The organism is Aestuariivirga sp., assembly GCF_020252405.1.
GTDB lineage: Bacteria > Pseudomonadota > Alphaproteobacteria > Rhizobiales > Aestuariivirgaceae > Aestuariivirga.
In genome coordinates, this window is record NZ_JADCDA010000028.1 from 1 (window position 1) to 15,818 (window position 15,818).

Annotated in this window: 8 protein-coding genes; 5 read left to right on the forward strand and 3 right to left on the reverse strand. The window is 65.5% G+C overall.

Features of this window, described 5'->3' with window-relative positions; all coding sequences use genetic code 11:
* The coding region (gene leuA / locus IOC69_RS05500; protein ID WP_290542534.1) for a 2-isopropylmalate synthase at positions 1–1,419 on the reverse strand (1,419 nt) is incomplete at its 3' end.
* 340 nt (positions 1,420–1,759) lie between these two features.
* Between leuA and IOC69_RS05505 the strand changes: the two genes are divergently transcribed.
* The 4 genes from IOC69_RS05505 (at position 1,760) to IOC69_RS05520 (ending at position 6,069) form a co-directional block, all read left to right on the forward strand.
* Positions 1,760–2,770 carry an ABC transporter substrate-binding protein gene (locus tag IOC69_RS05505; RefSeq protein WP_290542535.1) on the forward strand — a complete coding sequence of 337 codons (1,011 nt, stop codon included), beginning with the start codon at positions 1,760–1,762 and terminating at the stop codon, positions 2,768–2,770.
* A gap of 64 nt (positions 2,771–2,834) precedes the next feature.
* A complete protein-coding gene (locus IOC69_RS05510) occupies positions 2,835–4,211 on the forward strand; it encodes a sugar ABC transporter ATP-binding protein (RefSeq protein ID WP_290542536.1) in 1,377 nt (458 codons plus the stop codon).
* On the forward strand, positions 4,208–5,134 hold the full coding sequence (locus tag IOC69_RS05515) for an ABC transporter permease (RefSeq protein ID WP_290542537.1): 927 nt from the start codon (positions 4,208–4,210) through the stop codon (positions 5,132–5,134). The genes IOC69_RS05510 and IOC69_RS05515 overlap by 4 nt, the downstream gene beginning before the upstream one ends.
* The gene (locus tag IOC69_RS05520; protein ID WP_290542538.1) at positions 5,131–6,069 is read left to right on the forward strand and encodes an ABC transporter permease; all 939 of its coding nucleotides are present in this window, start codon (positions 5,131–5,133) and stop codon (positions 6,067–6,069) included. The genes IOC69_RS05515 and IOC69_RS05520 overlap by 4 nt, the downstream gene beginning before the upstream one ends.
* 51 nt (positions 6,070–6,120) lie before the next feature.
* On the opposite strand, the gene IOC69_RS05525 is transcribed toward IOC69_RS05520, so the two are convergent.
* Positions 6,121–9,618 (reverse strand): TonB-dependent receptor, encoded by a 3,498-nt coding sequence (locus IOC69_RS05525; RefSeq protein ID WP_290542539.1) that lies wholly within the window; start codon positions 9,616–9,618, stop codon positions 6,121–6,123.
* Positions 9,615–15,029, reverse strand: coding sequence for an SdrD B-like domain-containing protein (locus tag IOC69_RS05530; protein WP_290542540.1), 5,415 nt, complete (start codon positions 15,027–15,029; stop codon positions 9,615–9,617). The genes IOC69_RS05525 and IOC69_RS05530 overlap by 4 nt, the downstream gene beginning before the upstream one ends.
* A 379-nt stretch (positions 15,030–15,408) precedes the next feature.
* Between IOC69_RS05530 and IOC69_RS05535 the strand changes: the two genes are divergently transcribed.
* The gene (locus IOC69_RS05535) at positions 15,409–15,648 is read left to right on the forward strand and encodes a hypothetical protein (protein WP_290542541.1); all 240 of its coding nucleotides are present in this window, start codon (positions 15,409–15,411) and stop codon (positions 15,646–15,648) included.
* The last annotated feature ends 170 nt before the right edge of the window (positions 15,649–15,818 follow it).

Sequence of the window (15,818 nt, forward strand, 5' to 3'; positions counted from 1 at the left end):
GATGGTCTTGAGGTTGCCATCCACCGTGATCTTCGCGACCACATCCTGCCCCGTCTGCCCGGCGCCCGCGGCATGGGAGACGAAACCGTAGCGGCCGTTGCCTTCGAGATACTCCGCCCCGAAGGCGGTCCACAGGCGGTCGGCGGCAAGTTCCACGCCCTCGCCATCGGCAATGGCCTGGACGACCCTGGAGAATTCGATCTGCAGCCGCCGCGGCAGTTCGATGCCGTGTTCCTTTTCGAGGATATAGGCGATGCCGCCCTTGCCCGACTGCGAGTTGATGCGGATCACCGCCTCATAGGAGCGGCCAAGATCCATCGGGTCGATGGGCAGGTAAGGCACCTCCCACAGCGGCGAGTTGGATGCCGCCATGGCCTTGAAGCCCTTGTTGATCGCATCCTGGTGCGAGCCCGAGAAGGCGGTGAAAACGAGTTCGCCCGCGTAAGGGTGGCGCGGGTGGATGGGCAGCTGGTTGCAATACTCCGCCATGCGGACGAGTTCGTTGATGTTCGAGCAGTCGAGGCCGGGGTCCACGCCCTGGCTGTACATGTTCATGGCCAGCGTGACGATGTCCACGTTTCCGGTGCGCTCGCCATTGCCGAACAGCGTGCCCTCCACGCGGTCAGCACCCGCCAGCAGGCCGAGTTCGGTGGCCGCCACGGCGCAGCCGCGGTCATTGTGCGGGTGGAGCGAGATGGTCAGGCAATCGCGCATCTTGATGTTGCGGCAGAACCACTCGATCTGGTCGGCGTGGACATTGGGGGTGGACATTTCCACCGTGGCCGGCAGGTTGAGGATGAGCTTCTTCGAAGGCGAGGGCTCATAAGCGTCGATCACCGCCTCGCAGATGTCCCTGGCGAAGTCGAGTTCGGTGCCGGTGAAGCTCTCCGGCGAATATTCATGGCGGATCACGTTCTCCATGCCGAATTCCGCCTCAAGCCTGCGGATGAGCGTTGCGCCCTTCACCGCAATGTCGATGATGCCGGGTTTGTCGAGCTTGAACACCACGCGGCGCTGCAGCTCGGAGGTGGAATTGTAGAGATGCACGATGGCGCTCCTCGCGCCCTTCAGGCTCTCGAAGGTGCGGCGGATCAGCTCCTCGCGCGACTGGGTCAAGACCTGGATGGTGACGCCGTCGGGGATCTTCTTGCCCTCGATCAGGTGGCGCACGAAGTCGAAATCGGTCTGGGAGGCCGAGGGGAAGCCCACCTCGATCTCCTTGAAGCCCATCCTGAGAAGGGCGTCGAACATCCGCATCTTGCGGTCGAGGCCCATCGGCTCGATCAGCGACTGGTTGCCGTCCCGGAGATCGACGGAACACCAGACGGGCGGATGGGTGATGGTTTTGTTGGGCCATTGCCGGTCTGGCAAACGGACCTGCGGAAACGGGCGGTACTTCTCGCGAGGGGACATCATCATGGAAGCGTTCTTTCGGTCATGCCTGGCTGAGCTGGGTTTTTTCGTGCGAGCCCCCCGAGAGCCAAGGCAAATGCCCGGCCGGCCCTCAGGGGCAGCTAAGAAGCAGGCGGCCAGGCGCGGGCGGCAGCGGCAGGGCCGCCGGGACGAACAGAATGTTCCGCGCATGGGACATGGAAAGATCGTATAATGCAGACAGCGGAAAGGTGCAATCCGCCCCAGGAATGACTGCTCCGCGTCCGGAACGGCCCGCGCGGCATTGCCCTCAACAACTGATATGTTAGCATGCAGGCATGAGCCCCTGGATCAGAGGGCTCGAAACCGGTCATGGGAGGACCCCCGGATGCTCAAGAAAACGCTCGCCTGCACCATCGCACTTGCCGCCCTTCTGGCGGTCGGCCCGGCCATGGCCGACACCAAGGACAAGAAGATCGCGCTGTCCAACAACTACGCCGGCAATTCCTGGCGCCAGGCCATGCTGAAAAGCTGGGACAAGGTGACCAAGCAGGCCGTCGCCGATGGCGTGGTGGCCGCCGCCGATCCCTTCACCACCTCGGAAAACCAGGTGACGGAACAGGCCGCGCAGATTCAGAACCTGATCCTGCAGGGCTACAACGCCATCGTCGTCAACGCCGCCTCGCCCGATGCGCTGAACGGCGTGATCAAGCAGGCCTGCGACGCGGGCATCGTGGTCGTCTCCTTCGACGGCATCGTGACCGAGCCCTGCGCCTGGCGGATCGCGGTGGACTTCGAGAAAATGGGCGCTTCGGAGGTCGAGTACCTCGCCAGGAAAATGCCGGAGGGCGGCAATCTGCTCGAAATCCGCGGCCTTGCCGGTGTATTCGTCGATGACGCCATCTCCAAGGGCATCAACAGCGAAGCGGCCAAGAACCCGCAGTTCAAGATCGTCGGCTCGGTGCATGGCGACTGGGCGCAGGAAGTGGCGCAGAAGGCCGTGGCCGGCATCCTGCCGTCGCTGCCGGAGATCAAGGCCGTGGTGACGCAAGGCGGTGACGGCTATGGCGCCGCCCAGGCCTTCGCCGCCGCCGGGCGCCCCACCCCCACCATCATCATGGGCAACCGCCAGGATGAGCTGCAGTGGTGGAAGGAGCAGAAGGACAAGAGCGGCTACGAGACCATGTCGGTCTCGATCGCGCCCGGCGTCTCGACGCTGGCCTTCTGGGTTGCCCAGCAGATCCTTGACGGCAAGGACGTGCCGAAGGACCTGACCGTGCCCTTCCTGCGCATCGACCAGGATACGCTGGAGGCCAATCTCGCCACCACCGAGAAGGGCGGTGTTGCCAATGTCGAATACAGCCTGGCGGACGCCCAGAAGGTGATCGCGGGCAAGTAAGCACTTGTCCGGGCAAGCCATCAGACTGGACGGCGTCGAAAAATCATTCGGCGCCGTCCGCGCCTTGGCCGGAGTCGACCTGACGGTCGATGCCGGCGAATGCCTCGGGCTCGTCGGCCACAATGGCGCCGGCAAGTCCACCCTGATGCATGTGCTGAGCGGCAACCTGACGCCCTCGGCCGGAACACTGTCAATCGGCGGCAGGCCCTGCTCCGGCGGCTGGACCGCGGCAGCGGCGCAGGCGGAAGGCGTGCGCTGCGTGTTCCAGGAGCTTTCCCTCTGCCCCAACCTGACGGTGGCGGAGAATGTGCGCATTGTGCACCGGTCGCTGAAAGGCTTCGGCTGGAAGGGCCGCGCCCGCGCGCTGATCCGCCAGAAGCTCGATGAGATATTTCCCAGCCACGGCATAGCACCCGACGACGAGATTGCCGGCCTCGCCATCGGCCAGCGCCAGATGGCGGAGATCGCGCGCGCCTTCACGGTGACGGATGGCAAGCTGCGCCTCGTCATCCTCGACGAGCCCACTTCCTCGCTTGACGCCGTCACCGCGCGGCAGCTCCTCGCCTATGTGAAAAGGGAAACGGCGCGCGGAACCTCCATCATCCTGATCTCGCATCTCCTCGGCGAAATCCTGTCCACGGCCGGCCGCATCGTGGTGATGAAGGACGGGAAGACCGTGGCGGATCGCAAGGCCGGCGATTTCACCCGCAACTCGCTGGTTGCCGCCATGGGCTCGGAAGCGCGCGAGCACACGCGCGGCGCGGCGCGCACCGCGGGGGCGGAGGTGATGGTCAGCGCCCGGCCGCGCAGCGGCGGCCCCGCGGCGCTTGAGGCGCGCAAGGGGGAGATCATCGGCCTCACAGGGCTCGCGGGCCATGGCCAGACGCGCATGCTGCTGCGGATCTACGAGCGCCGCGAGGCGCAGGTGACGGGCAGGCTCGCCTTCATCGCCGGTGACAGGCAGTCGGATGGCGTGTTCAATCTCTGGTCCATCGGCCGCAACATCACCACACGCTCCCTCGCAACGCTGCGCAGGGGCGGTTTGATCGACCTCGCCGCCGAGGCGAGGCTGGCCGGGGAGTGGAAGGACCGGATGGCGATCCGCACCCCGGACGTCAACAACAACATCCTGACGCTGTCCGGCGGCAACCAGCAGAAGGCGCTGTTCGCCCGGGCGCTGGCCTCCGATGCCGCGGTCATCCTGATGGACGACCCGACGCGCGGCGTCGACATCGGCACCAAGCAGGAAGTCTATGCGATGATCCGGGCGGAGGCCGGGACGGGCCGCACCTTCATCTGGTACACCACCGAGATCGACGAATTGACGCATTGCGACCGCGCCTATGTGTTCAGGAACGGCGCCATCGCCGCCGCTCTTGGCGCTGACGAACTGACGGAGGAGAAGGTGCTGCAGGCGAGCTTCGCGGAACCTGCGGCATGAACCGCCGTCTGCTGCGCCAGGCCCTGCCCTTCCTCACCCTGGCCGTGGTGCTCGCCGCCACCTTCTATGTGCAGCCGCGCACGATGAGCTATTTCGGGCTCAACCTGATGCTGCAATACGCGGTGCCCATCGCGCTCGCGACCGTCGCGCAGATGTTCATCATCACGGTCAACGACCTCGACCTGTCGATCGGCCCCTTCGTCGGCCTCGTCAGCTGCGTGGGGGCCACGCTGATGTACGGGAGCCCGGCGCTGGGCCTCCTCGCCATGCTGGCGCTGATCGCCTGCTATGGCGCCATCGGCGCGCTGATCCACATCCGCAACCTGCCCTCGATCGTGGTGACCCTGGGCCTGTCCTTCGTCTGGCTCGGCATCTCGGTGATGATCCTGCCTTCGCCCGGCGGCAAGGCGCCTGACTGGCTGAAGGCGCTGATGGCCGTGCAAACGCCATGGGTACCCTTTCCCATCATCGCCGCGGTGGTGATCGGAGCCGTGGTTCAGTTGGCCCTTATGTATTCCTCCTGGGGCGTCGTGGCGCGCGGCGCCGGCGGCAACCCGAAGGCGCTGACGCGCGCCGGCTGGTCGATGCTGCGGACCAAGGTCGTCATGTACATGCTGGCAGGCTTGTTCGGCGTGCTGTCGGGCCTCGCGCTGCTCGGTCTCACCACCTCGGGCGACGCGCATGTGGCGGACCGCTACACGCTCTATTCCATAGCCGGCGTGATCCTCGGCGGCGGCGAGTTCACCGGCGGGCGGGTCTCGCCCATGGGAGCGGTGGTCGGCGCGCTGACGCTGGCGCTCGCCGGTTCCTTCCTCATCTTCCTCAAGATTTCGCCCGACTGGCAGATCGGCGCGCAAGGGGCGATCCTCATCATCGTGCTGGCGCTGCGGGCACTCGTCTCATACGGGGAGCAGAAGCGATGATGGGCAAGCTGTTGCGCCAGCCCTGGGTCTATTCCTTCGGCGCGGCGATTGCCGTGTGGCTCGCCACCATCGCCTACACCGAAGGCCAGGGCGCCGGGGCCATCCTCACGGCGGCCTTATCCTTCGCCACCTTCACCATCATCGTGGGTCTGGGTCAGATGATGGTGATCACCACCGGCCCCGGCAATGTGGACCTCTCGATCCCCGCCACCATCACGCTCTCCGGCGTCATCGCCATGAAGGTGATGGACGAGGATACGGGCCGCATGGCCATCGGCATCCTCGCGGCGCTGGGGGCTGCGGCCGCCGTCGGCGCCTTCAATTATGGCCTCATCCGCCTGCTGCGCATTCCGCCCATCATCGCGACGCTGTCATCGAGCTTCCTTGTGCTGTCAACCGCCATCTCCTACGGCCGCGGCATCCGCATCAAGCCGCCGGAGCCGCTCGCCCAGTTCGCCGGGGCGCAGGTGCTCGGCATTCCCATCATGGCGGTTGCGGTGCTGGCGCTTTCCATTGCAATGGCGGTGGTGCTGAGCCGCACCGTCTATGGCCGGAGCGTTCTCGCGGTGGGCCAGAACAGCCGCGCCGCCTGGCTCGCGGGGCTCAATGCCGGGCGCACCCGTTTCGTCACATATGTGCTGAGCGCCTTCCTCGCCGGCGTCTGCGGCATTCTGCTGTCGGGCTTCTCGCGCGGCGCGGCGCTGAACATGGGCGAGGAATTCCTGCTCGCCTCCATCGCCACGGTGGTGATCGGCGGCACGTCCGTCGCGGGCGGCCGCGCCAACGTGCCCGGCATCTGGGGTGCGGCGCTGTTCATGTATCTGCTGGTGACGATGCTGAACACTTTCGGCGCAAGCGCGGGCGTGCGCCTGATCCTGACCGGACTGATGATCATCGGGGTGATCGTCCTCGCGGGCGGCGAAGAGCAGCGGTAGGCGCAAGACATCGCCCCTGTCGCGGCAAGAGCGAATGGCAATGGCCGCAGCCTAAAGCTTTCCGACCGCGTTCACGAACCACCCCTGGTCATTGGCGGAGAGGTCCGCGAGGTCGTCCGAATAGCGGCCGAAATTGTAACCCACGCCCACGTCGAAATTGTCGTTGATCTGCCGATACAATGCGGCCACCGCGCCCCACTTGGCGGACTGGCTGGCGTTTTCCCACAGGCAGCGGCCTTCGATCAGCACGTCCCATTTTTTCACCACATGGAGATCGGCTCGGATGACGCCGAGCTGGGCGGTGGAGTTCTCCCAGCCGCTGCCGTCCTCCTGCTTCCACTCGCCGATGCGCAGGCCGTATTTGCCGCCGACCGACACCATCTGCGTCAGATCATAGGTGGCGTCGACGCTGAAGATATGGCTCTGCTGCGAGGGGCCGCCGGTCTGCCCGTCGATGTTCACCTGGTCCGGCCCCGGCACGTCATAGACATAGACATATTTCGCCAGCGCATTGAGGCGGTCGTTCAGCACCGGGCGATAGGCATAGCCGGCGGAGGCCTGCACGTAATTGCCGCCGATGGAGGAGTCGGTGGCGTCCGAAACCACCGCATCGAGCGCCGCCAGCACGCGCCAATTCTCGTTCAGCGCGTTCGAATAGCGCGCCGCGAGATAATAGGCCGTCTGATCGCCGCCATCGGCGCTGTTGCCATCGTCGAAACGCACCTCGCCCTTGACCGAGGCCGTCATCTTGTCATCCGGATTGTAAACCGCGGTCGCGGACACCGCGTTGCGGTTGAAGTTGCCGTCGGTGAAGCCCAGATCGGCGGTGTTCCCCCACACCTTGCCGGATTCGATGGCGCCGCCCAGCTTCCACTCGGGCGTGGGCGTATAGGTGACGCCATAAACCTGGGTCAGGCTCGGCTGGGCCGACCAGAAATTATACTTGTTCTCGGCATAGACCGAGAGCCGCTCGCTGAAGCCGTGTTTGACGCCCGCGATAATGCCGCCGAGATCGTCGTCCTGCTTGCCTGACAGGAGGTCGTTGGCCACGTAATTGCCGGGGTCCAGCGCATAACCGATATAGTAGCGGTCCGACGCGACGGGCTGGTAGCTGAGCAGCGCGCGGCCCCCGATGCCGCCATCGCCATAAGAGATTTCCGCCGAACCGTCGATCGTGTCGGTGAACTGCCGCGTGCCGCCGATGCCGCCGCGGTTGTTGAGGTCGACATTGCCCGTGCGCGCCAGGGTGGCCTGGCCGAAGGCATAGACGGATGAGGTGTCGCTCAAGATGCGGGTGAGCTTCAGCGCCGTGTCGGTGCGGGTGCCGTCGATGTCATTCCCGGGGTTGTTGACGTCGAGCTGCTGGATGCCAAGCGATACCGAAAGGTCCTGCTTCAGCATATAGGTGAGGTCCGCGCCCGCCTGGTTCTGGGTGACGTCGCCGCCGCTTTCCAGCCGGTCGCCGTAGAAATTCAGCGTCAGAAGCTTCGATAGTTCGAGATCGCCCTTGACGCCATATTCGTAGCGGTCCTCCGTCACCTGCTCGTCCAGCGTCGAAAAGCCGGACTGCTTATAGGCGAAGCTCGCCTGGAGATCGCCCTTGGCGCCGGGAATGACCTCGCCCGGGTCGAGGCGGCCCAGCACGCGGTAGGCCATGGCGGAATCGCCCGCGCTGCCGGCGATGCCCGGCTCGGTGACGGTGAGACCGCCGTTGAGCGATTCCGCAAAACCGAAGCCCGGCCCCTCCGACACCGCCACTTCGCCCTCGAGGAAGGTCTGCTCGGATTTGTAGAACTGGATGTCCGCACCGCCCAGCTTCTGGTCCGCCGCACCCGTCTTCTCCAGCGCGCCGGTGACGCCGAGGCGGACATGGTCTCCCACCCACTGCTGGGCCCGGCCGCCATAGACATAGCCGTCGACGTCGCCCGCCGTGGGCACATATTCATAGGCCGCGACGAGATATTGCTGGTTGCCGCCGATCGCCCCGTCACGCACCAGATTGCCGTTGTCGGTGCTGGAGGACAGCGGCTCGTTGAGCAGGATGAGGCCCTGCACATAATTGATCGAATAGTCGCGGCCGAAAACCAGCGTCCTGCGGTCAACCACGCGGCCCGTCACCGGATTGCGCACCTCGATATAGAGCGTCTCCGACCCCGTCGTCACGTCCTGGCGGGTGAGGAAATAGGCCGAGCCGCCGGTGCCGCGGAACACGTCGCGCTGCGGCAGCGTGCCGGGCTGGGCGGCATAGCCGTGGAGTTCGCCCGAGCGCTCGCCAGAGGGCGCCATCTTGTCGCTCTTCAGCACAAGGTTGGCGCCATAAAGCGCGCGGTCATTGCGCAGGAACTCCGTGCCGCGGATATCGGTCTTGAAATTGCCCCACACCACCCGGCTGTCGCCGCGCTCGACGCGGACATAGAACTTGCCGCTCGTCGGCGCATCCTCGATCGCCACCGAGTCGTCGCCATAGACCGGATAATAATCCTCGGGATTGATGCGCTTCAGGAAGCTCTGCGGGTTCCTCTCGTCGAGGCCGGTCAGCATGTTCTCGACGCTGCCGTCGCCCGTGTCGGCCGCGGCGGTCAGGAGCCACGAACCCTTGATCTTGCCCTTCAGGTAGAAGGCGAGGCGGCCCTTGTCATAGACGCCGTCATATTCGCCCGGCGCCACGTCTTCGATGTGTTTCGATCCCGTCCTGGAGCCGAGCGTCAAATCGGCGAGGCCGACGTAGAACCACTCGCTTGACGGAATGTTGATGCTGCGGTCGAAGGTGAGGCTGCCGTCCTTCTCGCCCTTCAGCGCCACAGCGACGTCGTGCTCGCCAACCGGCAGCATGCGCTGCACCACGAAGCGGCCATCACCATCGACCGGAATCCGCTCGCCCAGCACATCCACCGTGGCGCCAGCAGGCACGTTGCGGCCCGCCACGGTCACCGCCCCGCCATCGACGCGGATGTTCCGGAAGGAGGTGTTGTCGTCGCTGAAGCCGGGCGCCGCAGGCCCCTCCTCCGCCGGTTTCGAGTCCAGCGCGGAGCGCCGCACCAGCGTCAGCGGCCGTGTCTCGTCGAAACGGCCCTTGGCGTCGTAGACCCGCAGCACATAGACGAAATCGTCGAAGCCTTGCGTGGCGGAGGCCTCGGGCATGGTCCAGCGCGCGATATTGCCCTTGCCCACCTTGACGACCGCGATGGGGGCTGCCGGAGCACGCCTGCCGGTGGCGAAAATGCGGATCTCCTGGCGCGCGATATAGGCCGGGTAGTTGCTGGACGCGAGGATCTCCACCTCCTCGCCCACCGCGAAGGAGCGGCGCGAGGAGGCGGTCGCGGCATTGAGGATGGGCCTGGCGTTGAGCCCGTCATATTTCACCTGGATGTCGGCCTGTTCCAAAGCCTTGTCGGTGTTGCGGTTCTTGTCCGGCGTGCCCGGCGTTCCGGCCACGTGCTGGCCATCGACGCTGATCGAGAACAGCGCGTCCTCCGGCTCGCCGGCGCGCGCCAGCGCCGTGCCGCAGAGCAGCAGCAACGGGACGAGGGCCAGCCGCCCCGCCCTCATGGCGCGCCCCCGGAGACGATGCGCGTGTCGATCGCAAGGTCATAGCGGTCCGGAACCGCCTGCCAGCGCCGGGCGATCTCGTCCTTCACGGCGCGCAGCCGCGCCTTGGCCAAGGCGCCATCGCTGCCGCGATAGGTGATTTCGAGCACCGAGGTCTCCGCCTGCAGCGCCGAGACCAATTTGTCGAGCCCGCTTTCCCATTTGGGCAGCAGCGCGGAGGAGCCCTGCGCGAAAACCTTGCCGTTGAGCTCCAGCTTCACCAGCCGCGAAATCGAGGCGCCGAAATTGAGCTTCACCACCTTGCCCCGTGTGAGGCGCACGCGCCGCGGGTTCTCGGTCGTCACGCGGTAGCCGGTGGGCAGCGTCCGCGCATCGAGCTTCACGATGAAATTGGAGCCGATATCGGCATCCGGAATGTCGGCGCAGGGGATGTTGAAGCGGCCATTGGAGTCGGTGGTGATGAGCAGGCCACCCACCGTGGCGACGCGCACCGCGGGCAGCCCCGGCTCGCCCTCGTCCTGGTAGCCGTTGCGGTTCTGGTCGTCGAACACCTTGCCGATGATGTCGCCGCAATCGAACACGGCCTCGGCGAGAATGGTGACGCGCGCCTTTGCGGTGGCCACCACCTGACCGGAGCGCGGGTCCACCAGCTGCGCCTGGTTCACAGCCACGCCGGGATTGACGGCGGCTGTGGCGACCAGCGTGAGCTCCAGCTTGATCTTGCCCTTCGGGTCCGGCACGAGCCCGTCGAAGGTGAGATTCCGGCCCTCGACCGTGGGCTCCACCTTCGTGCCATTGGCGGCGCCGCTGCCGGGGACATAGCTGAAGGCTGGCGGCATCACGTCCACGATCCGCGCCGGGTTGAACGGAACCTTCTCCGCGACGATCACATAGGGCACTTTTTCGCCGCGCTTCACGGTGTTGACGAGGGCCCTCTTGGTCAGCGTGTTCTCGTCCACCACGGCCACCACCGGCGTGGTGACGGTTGCCGTGATGGGATTGGTTTCGTTGCTGTCAGCCGTCGCGGTGTTGACGACGGCGCCCGCCTGCACATCGGCGAGGGTGACGGTGTAGACGCCTGTGAGCACGCAGGTCTCGCCCGGCTGCAGCAGCGGGCAGCTGTTGCTGTCCGGCGTGATGCGGTTGTCGGAGACCACCACATCTGTCAACGGCACGCTGCCGGTGTTGGTCGCGGTGATCTTGAACGACAGGATATCGTCCTGCGTGATCGAGCCGCTGGCGTCCTTGTCCTGGTAGCCCGTCAGCACCTTGGCGATGGTCATCTGGCTGACTTCGGGCGACAGCGGCACGAGCTGCGACGCGGAGGAGACGGCATCGCCCGTGCCTCCGCCCTGCCCCGCAACGCCCGCCTGGTTGAAGTAACGCGCGCCGTTCTGCAGCGGCGGCAGCGGGATGGTGGGCATGACCCGGATGCTGAAGTCCACCGTGCAGCTGGTGCTGGCGGCCAGCGTGAAGCCCTGTGCCGCAGCCTTGTCGCTGCTGCCGTTGAAGGCGGCATTGAGGCCGCCGCAGCTGCCCGAAGGAGCGGCCAAAATGCCGTAGGCGCCGGGTTGCGTGGGGTTGGCGGCAAAGCTGCCGAACAGTGGCGGCCCGCCCGCCAGCTCGTCCGTCACCACCAGGCTGACGAGCGGCTGGATGCTGGGGTTGTTGATCGTGAGCCGGAAGCTTGCATCGAAGCTGCCGTCGGGATTGACCGTCGGCCCGGCGAGCAGCGCCTTGCTGATCGAGATGTTGGCGGCAGGCGGCAGCGTGAAGTTGTAGCCTGTGGCGGTGCCGCCGGAGAGCGCAACCCCATTGATCGCGATGGCGCTTGCGGCGCTGCCGCCCGCACTGCCGGGAATGGCGCGCCCGTTGATCAGCGCCGGGTCATCGACCGGGCCGCGGGTCACCGAATATGTGCCCGGCGGAACAGCAGGGAAAAGATAGCTGCCATCCGCCGTGGTGGCGACGGTGAAACTCGCCACTGTGCCGCCTCCGGTGCGGGTCATCGTCATTGCGATGCCGCCGATGCCGGTGTCGCCGGGGTCCTGGACCCCGTTGTTGTTGAAATCACGGAAGACAAGCCCGGCGAGCGCCGCGCTCTCGACCGTCACCTGACCGGATTTCGAGTTGTTTGCGGTGTTCTCCTCCACCGAGGAGGTGGCGACGCTGGCCGTATTGGTGAAGACCTGCTGCGTGCTGGACGCCTCCACGACCTGAACCGGCACGGTGACCGTGACCTCCGCACCGGAACTCATGGTGCCGAACGAACAGGTGAATGACGTATTTCCCGCCGCACCCGTGCAGCTGTTCGCTGTGGTGGTGCCGGCCGTGACCACCCCCGTGGGGCTGCCCACGAGCTTCATGCCGTTGGGCAGCGGGTCCGACAGGACGACGTTGTCCGCTTCCGACAGGCCGGTCCCGACATTGTTGCGGACCTTGATCTCGAAGCTGAAGGGCTCGAGCAGCGCCACCGGCGTCTTCGAGGGAATCTTGCTGACGAGCTCCACGTCGGCGCGGGTGCGGACGCTGGTCGCTTCGTCGTCGCTGTTGTTGTCCGGATCGGTGTCCCAGCCCGCCGCAATCTCGGGCGAGGACAGCGTCGCCACGTTCCGCGCAACGCCCTTCGCCGTGCCCTTCATCGTGATCTTGATGACGCGGGTGGCGCCGGAGAGCATCAAAGGAATGGTGCAGGCCAATTCGCGCCCGACGGGTCCGCTGCAGGAGACGTCCGGCGGCGCGCTCACCGACTGAAAGGCGAGGAAATTCTCCGGCAGCGTATCGGTGACCACGACATCCTGCGCCGCGGAGGGACCATTGTTTCTGATGATCAGGCCATAGACCATGTTCAACCCGATGCCCACCGGGTCTGGTCCGAAGTCCGGCAGCGGCGTGTCCACCTTGTTGATCTGAAGATCGAGCGTGGGCGGCCTGATCTCCGCGTCGACGGAGGCGGAATTGTTGCCTCCGTCATCGCCCGGCGTGGTGGGGGAGCTGACGGTCGCGAAGTTGGTGACAGTGGTGTTGGCCAGTGCGGTGGTGGCCGCGACGGTGACTGTCACGGTCCGCTGCGAACCGTTGGCAATGGTGCCGAGATTGCACTCCAGCAAGCCCGGGGTTGACTGCTCCGGGACCGGACCACCGATGATCTTGCCAACGGACGGAAGCTTGGAACAACTGCCGCTGGATGGCACGGCGCCGAGGAAGATCAGGCCGGACGGAAGCGTATCGGTGACGGTGACATTCTCCGCAGCACTCCGGCCGTCCGGGGTGGTGGTGGCGGTGAGCACATAGGTGAAAGCCTGACCCGCCCGCGGATTGGACGGATTGACGGTCTTGCCGATGGTGACGTCGGCCAGCGCGGTGACCTCGAAGGTGTCGCTGCCGGTGTTGTTGTTGGGGTTGGGATCGTAGGTGACGCTTGATGTTGCGGTTGCGCTGTTGGCGCGCATTCCGGCATTTCCGCCGGGCCGCACCTCGATCCGGATCGTCGGGCAATCGGTCCCGGCGGTGCAGACAGGCAGCGTGGCGATGGCGCAGCTGAAACGCACTGCGGTCCCCGTCGCCCCGCCAAGGGGCGTCGTGGTGCAGATCATGCCTGTTGCGGCATTGGGTGACCAGGAGGCCTGCACGAAACCGTTGTTGGCGCCGGTTTTATTGTCGATGAGGCTGGTCAGGTCATCGATGAAGGCGATGGTGGACGAGGCGCCGGGGCCGGTGTTGACGATCTCGATGTCGAATTGCTGAAGGTCGCCCGAGGCAATCTTCTTGTTGAGGGCCGTCTTGATGACGGAGATATCGGCCTGGTTGCCGCTGCCGGTCGAATTGAGTTTAATGGTGGCCGTGTTGTTGATGAGATTGGGATCGGGGAAGTTGGGGTTGACGGTGGTCACCGTCATTGAGTTGGTGACACTTGTTGCGCCGGAGACCGTGGAGACGGTTGCAAGAACGACGCCAGGCGTGGTGACGCCGACCGGCAGTGGCGAATCGGCCGTATAGTCGCGCGTGCAGACGATGGGGGCCGGGCCGGTCACCGGCTCAGCGGGTGAACAGCTCCAGCCGTTCAGCGCCGCATAGGAATCGACCCGCAGCCCCGCGGGCAGCGAGTCCGTCATCACGATGGTTCCGGTGAAGGGCTGGTTGCCCAGATTGGACGTGCTGATGGTGAAGCTGAACGGCGTTCCCTCAAGCACCGGGTTGGCCGAGGTGGACTTGTTGGCGCGGAGGTCCGCGGTCTTGCCGATGATCTCCACACCGCCGTCGTTTGCCCTGTTGTTGCGGAGGTTCGGGTCGGTCGGGCTCTCCGACGTGATGTCGACCCAGTTGGTGGCCTTGCCGGCCGCCACCGCCGTGGCGCCAATGGTGATGGGGCCGAGCGGCACGTTATAGCCGGGAGCACCACCCGAAGGCAGTGTGCAGGTGACGGTCTGGCCCACGACATCGCAACTCCAGCCGCTGCCCGCCGCAGGCGCGACGGAATCGATCTGGAAGACGTCCGGAATGTCATCGACAATCTTAAGGACGAGCGGGGTTTCGCCAGTAAAGCTCGGGGTCAGCGTAAAGGTGACGGTGTCGCCAATCAGCAGCTTGGGCGTCGACGGTGAGCGGCTCTTGGCGATCTTGACGTTAGAACCCTCTGTGACGGCTGTCGTCTTCGTTTTGCGGTTGTTGCTGGTGATGCGGTCGGGCGGGTTGCTGCTGGTGATCTCACCCGTCACGGTGATGTCGGAATTTGAGGCGACGGCAATCTGGCCCTTAAGCTGCAGGCTTGCCGTTCCGCCAACCGGAACAGGCCCCGGAATGGTGCAGAGATAGTTGGCGCCGGACAGCACGCAGCCCTCCGGCCAGACCAGACCCCCGAGACCGGCGGGAATGGGAAACGAAACAACCACATTCGTGGCAGGCAGCGGGCCGAGATTGCTGACGGCGAAATCATAGGCGACCTCGCTGCCCGAGGCGGAACTTGCCGGACCGGTGACGTCAAGCGACAGATCCGTGCCAGCGGTGACCGTGGTTTTCTGGCTGGCCGAGGGGTCGGTTGAAAGGTCCGCCGGCACTGTCGCGGTGACGAAGAAAGTGCCCTGCGCGCTGGTTTTGACGAGGGCCTGGAGGCTGACGGCGGAGCCGCCCGCAATCGGCGGCACGGTGCAGGTCACGGTGACAGGGCCAATTCCCGGCTGCGGCGTGCAGCCGGTGATGGGGCTTCCGGCTTCCGTGCCGGTGAAGGTGAAGGTGCCGGGAATGCTCAGGCTGAGTGTCGTCTGCGGAGAGGAGTTGGTGGGCAGATCCTCGTTTTCGATGGTGACCGTGTAGGTGACGGTGCCACCCAGAGGGATCGAACCTTCGCTGCCGACAATGTTGACGACGAGGTTGGTGGCCTGCGCCTCAGCCGCGAAGGCCAAGGGGGCCATCAGCATCGCCAGAATAAACGGCAATCTGCGGAGCAATGGACTCCGGCAACCCTTTCCCGCCCTGTTCCGCAAGAAGCCCAGCATTCCCCTTACGCCAACCTCGCCTCGCGTGAGGTGAAATGCTACGCGCCGGGCAACGCGCGTTGCCGGCTGTCCTCACTCTTTTCTGTTTTGGCCGGGACCCTGCGCTCTTGCTGGCGCCGCAGTCTCCGCCCCCCTGTCGCCGGGGTCCGATTCGACCCTTCTTGCGTCAAGCTTACGGTCGCCTTTTTCTGCGGCATGAGTCAACGATTGATTGCCACTTTCACTACGGGGAGGATTGGCGCGACCAACCGCCCCGCGCTATAGAGTGCAGGCGTTGACGAAAGAGGTTCCCGCCATGAAATCCGCCCTGCCCGCCCTCGGCCTGCTTGCCGCTCTCGCCAGCCCGGTTCTGGCCGGCCCCTGCGATGCGGACCTTGGCGCCCTCAAGAGCGCGCTGGCCGCCAGCCAGGCGCAGCCGGACGTCAAGTCCCAGCTGCAGGACATGGTGGCCCAGGCCGAAAAGCTGTGCGCCGCGGGCAATGAGGAAGAGGCGGCCGACGTGATCTCGGACGCCACGTCCATGCTGGCGCAGTAAGGCGCGGGACGGTTCCTCCCCGCCAGTGACCAGGGCTATCGCATATGGGTTCCCTTCTCCCGTCCGAAGGATGGGAGAAGGTGCCCGAAGGGCGGATGAGGGCCTTTGTCCACAGATTCCGATGCGGAAAGAAGCCCTCATCCGGCCTGTCGGCCACCTTCTCCCATCGC

Bases quoted from the DNA above. Each gene is read 5' to 3' on its own strand.
- IOC69_RS05505 (WP_290542535.1), top strand. From the start codon at position 1,760: ATGCTCAAGAAAACGCTCGCCTGCACCATCGCACTTGCCGCCCTTCTG.
- IOC69_RS05515 (WP_290542537.1), top strand. From the start codon at position 4,208: ATGAACCGCCGTCTGCTGCGCCAGGCCCTGCCCTTCCTCACCCTGGCC.
- IOC69_RS05520 (WP_290542538.1), top strand. From the start codon at position 5,131: ATGATGGGCAAGCTGTTGCGCCAGCCCTGGGTCTATTCCTTCGGCGCG.
- IOC69_RS05525 (WP_290542539.1), bottom strand. From the start codon at position 9,618: ATGAGGGCGGGGCGGCTGGCCCTCGTCCCGTTGCTGCTGCTCTGCGGC.
- IOC69_RS05530 (WP_290542540.1), bottom strand. From the start codon at position 15,029: ATGGCCCCCTTGGCCTTCGCGGCTGAGGCGCAGGCCACCAACCTCGTC.
- IOC69_RS05535 (WP_290542541.1), top strand. From the start codon at position 15,409: ATGAAATCCGCCCTGCCCGCCCTCGGCCTGCTTGCCGCTCTCGCCAGC.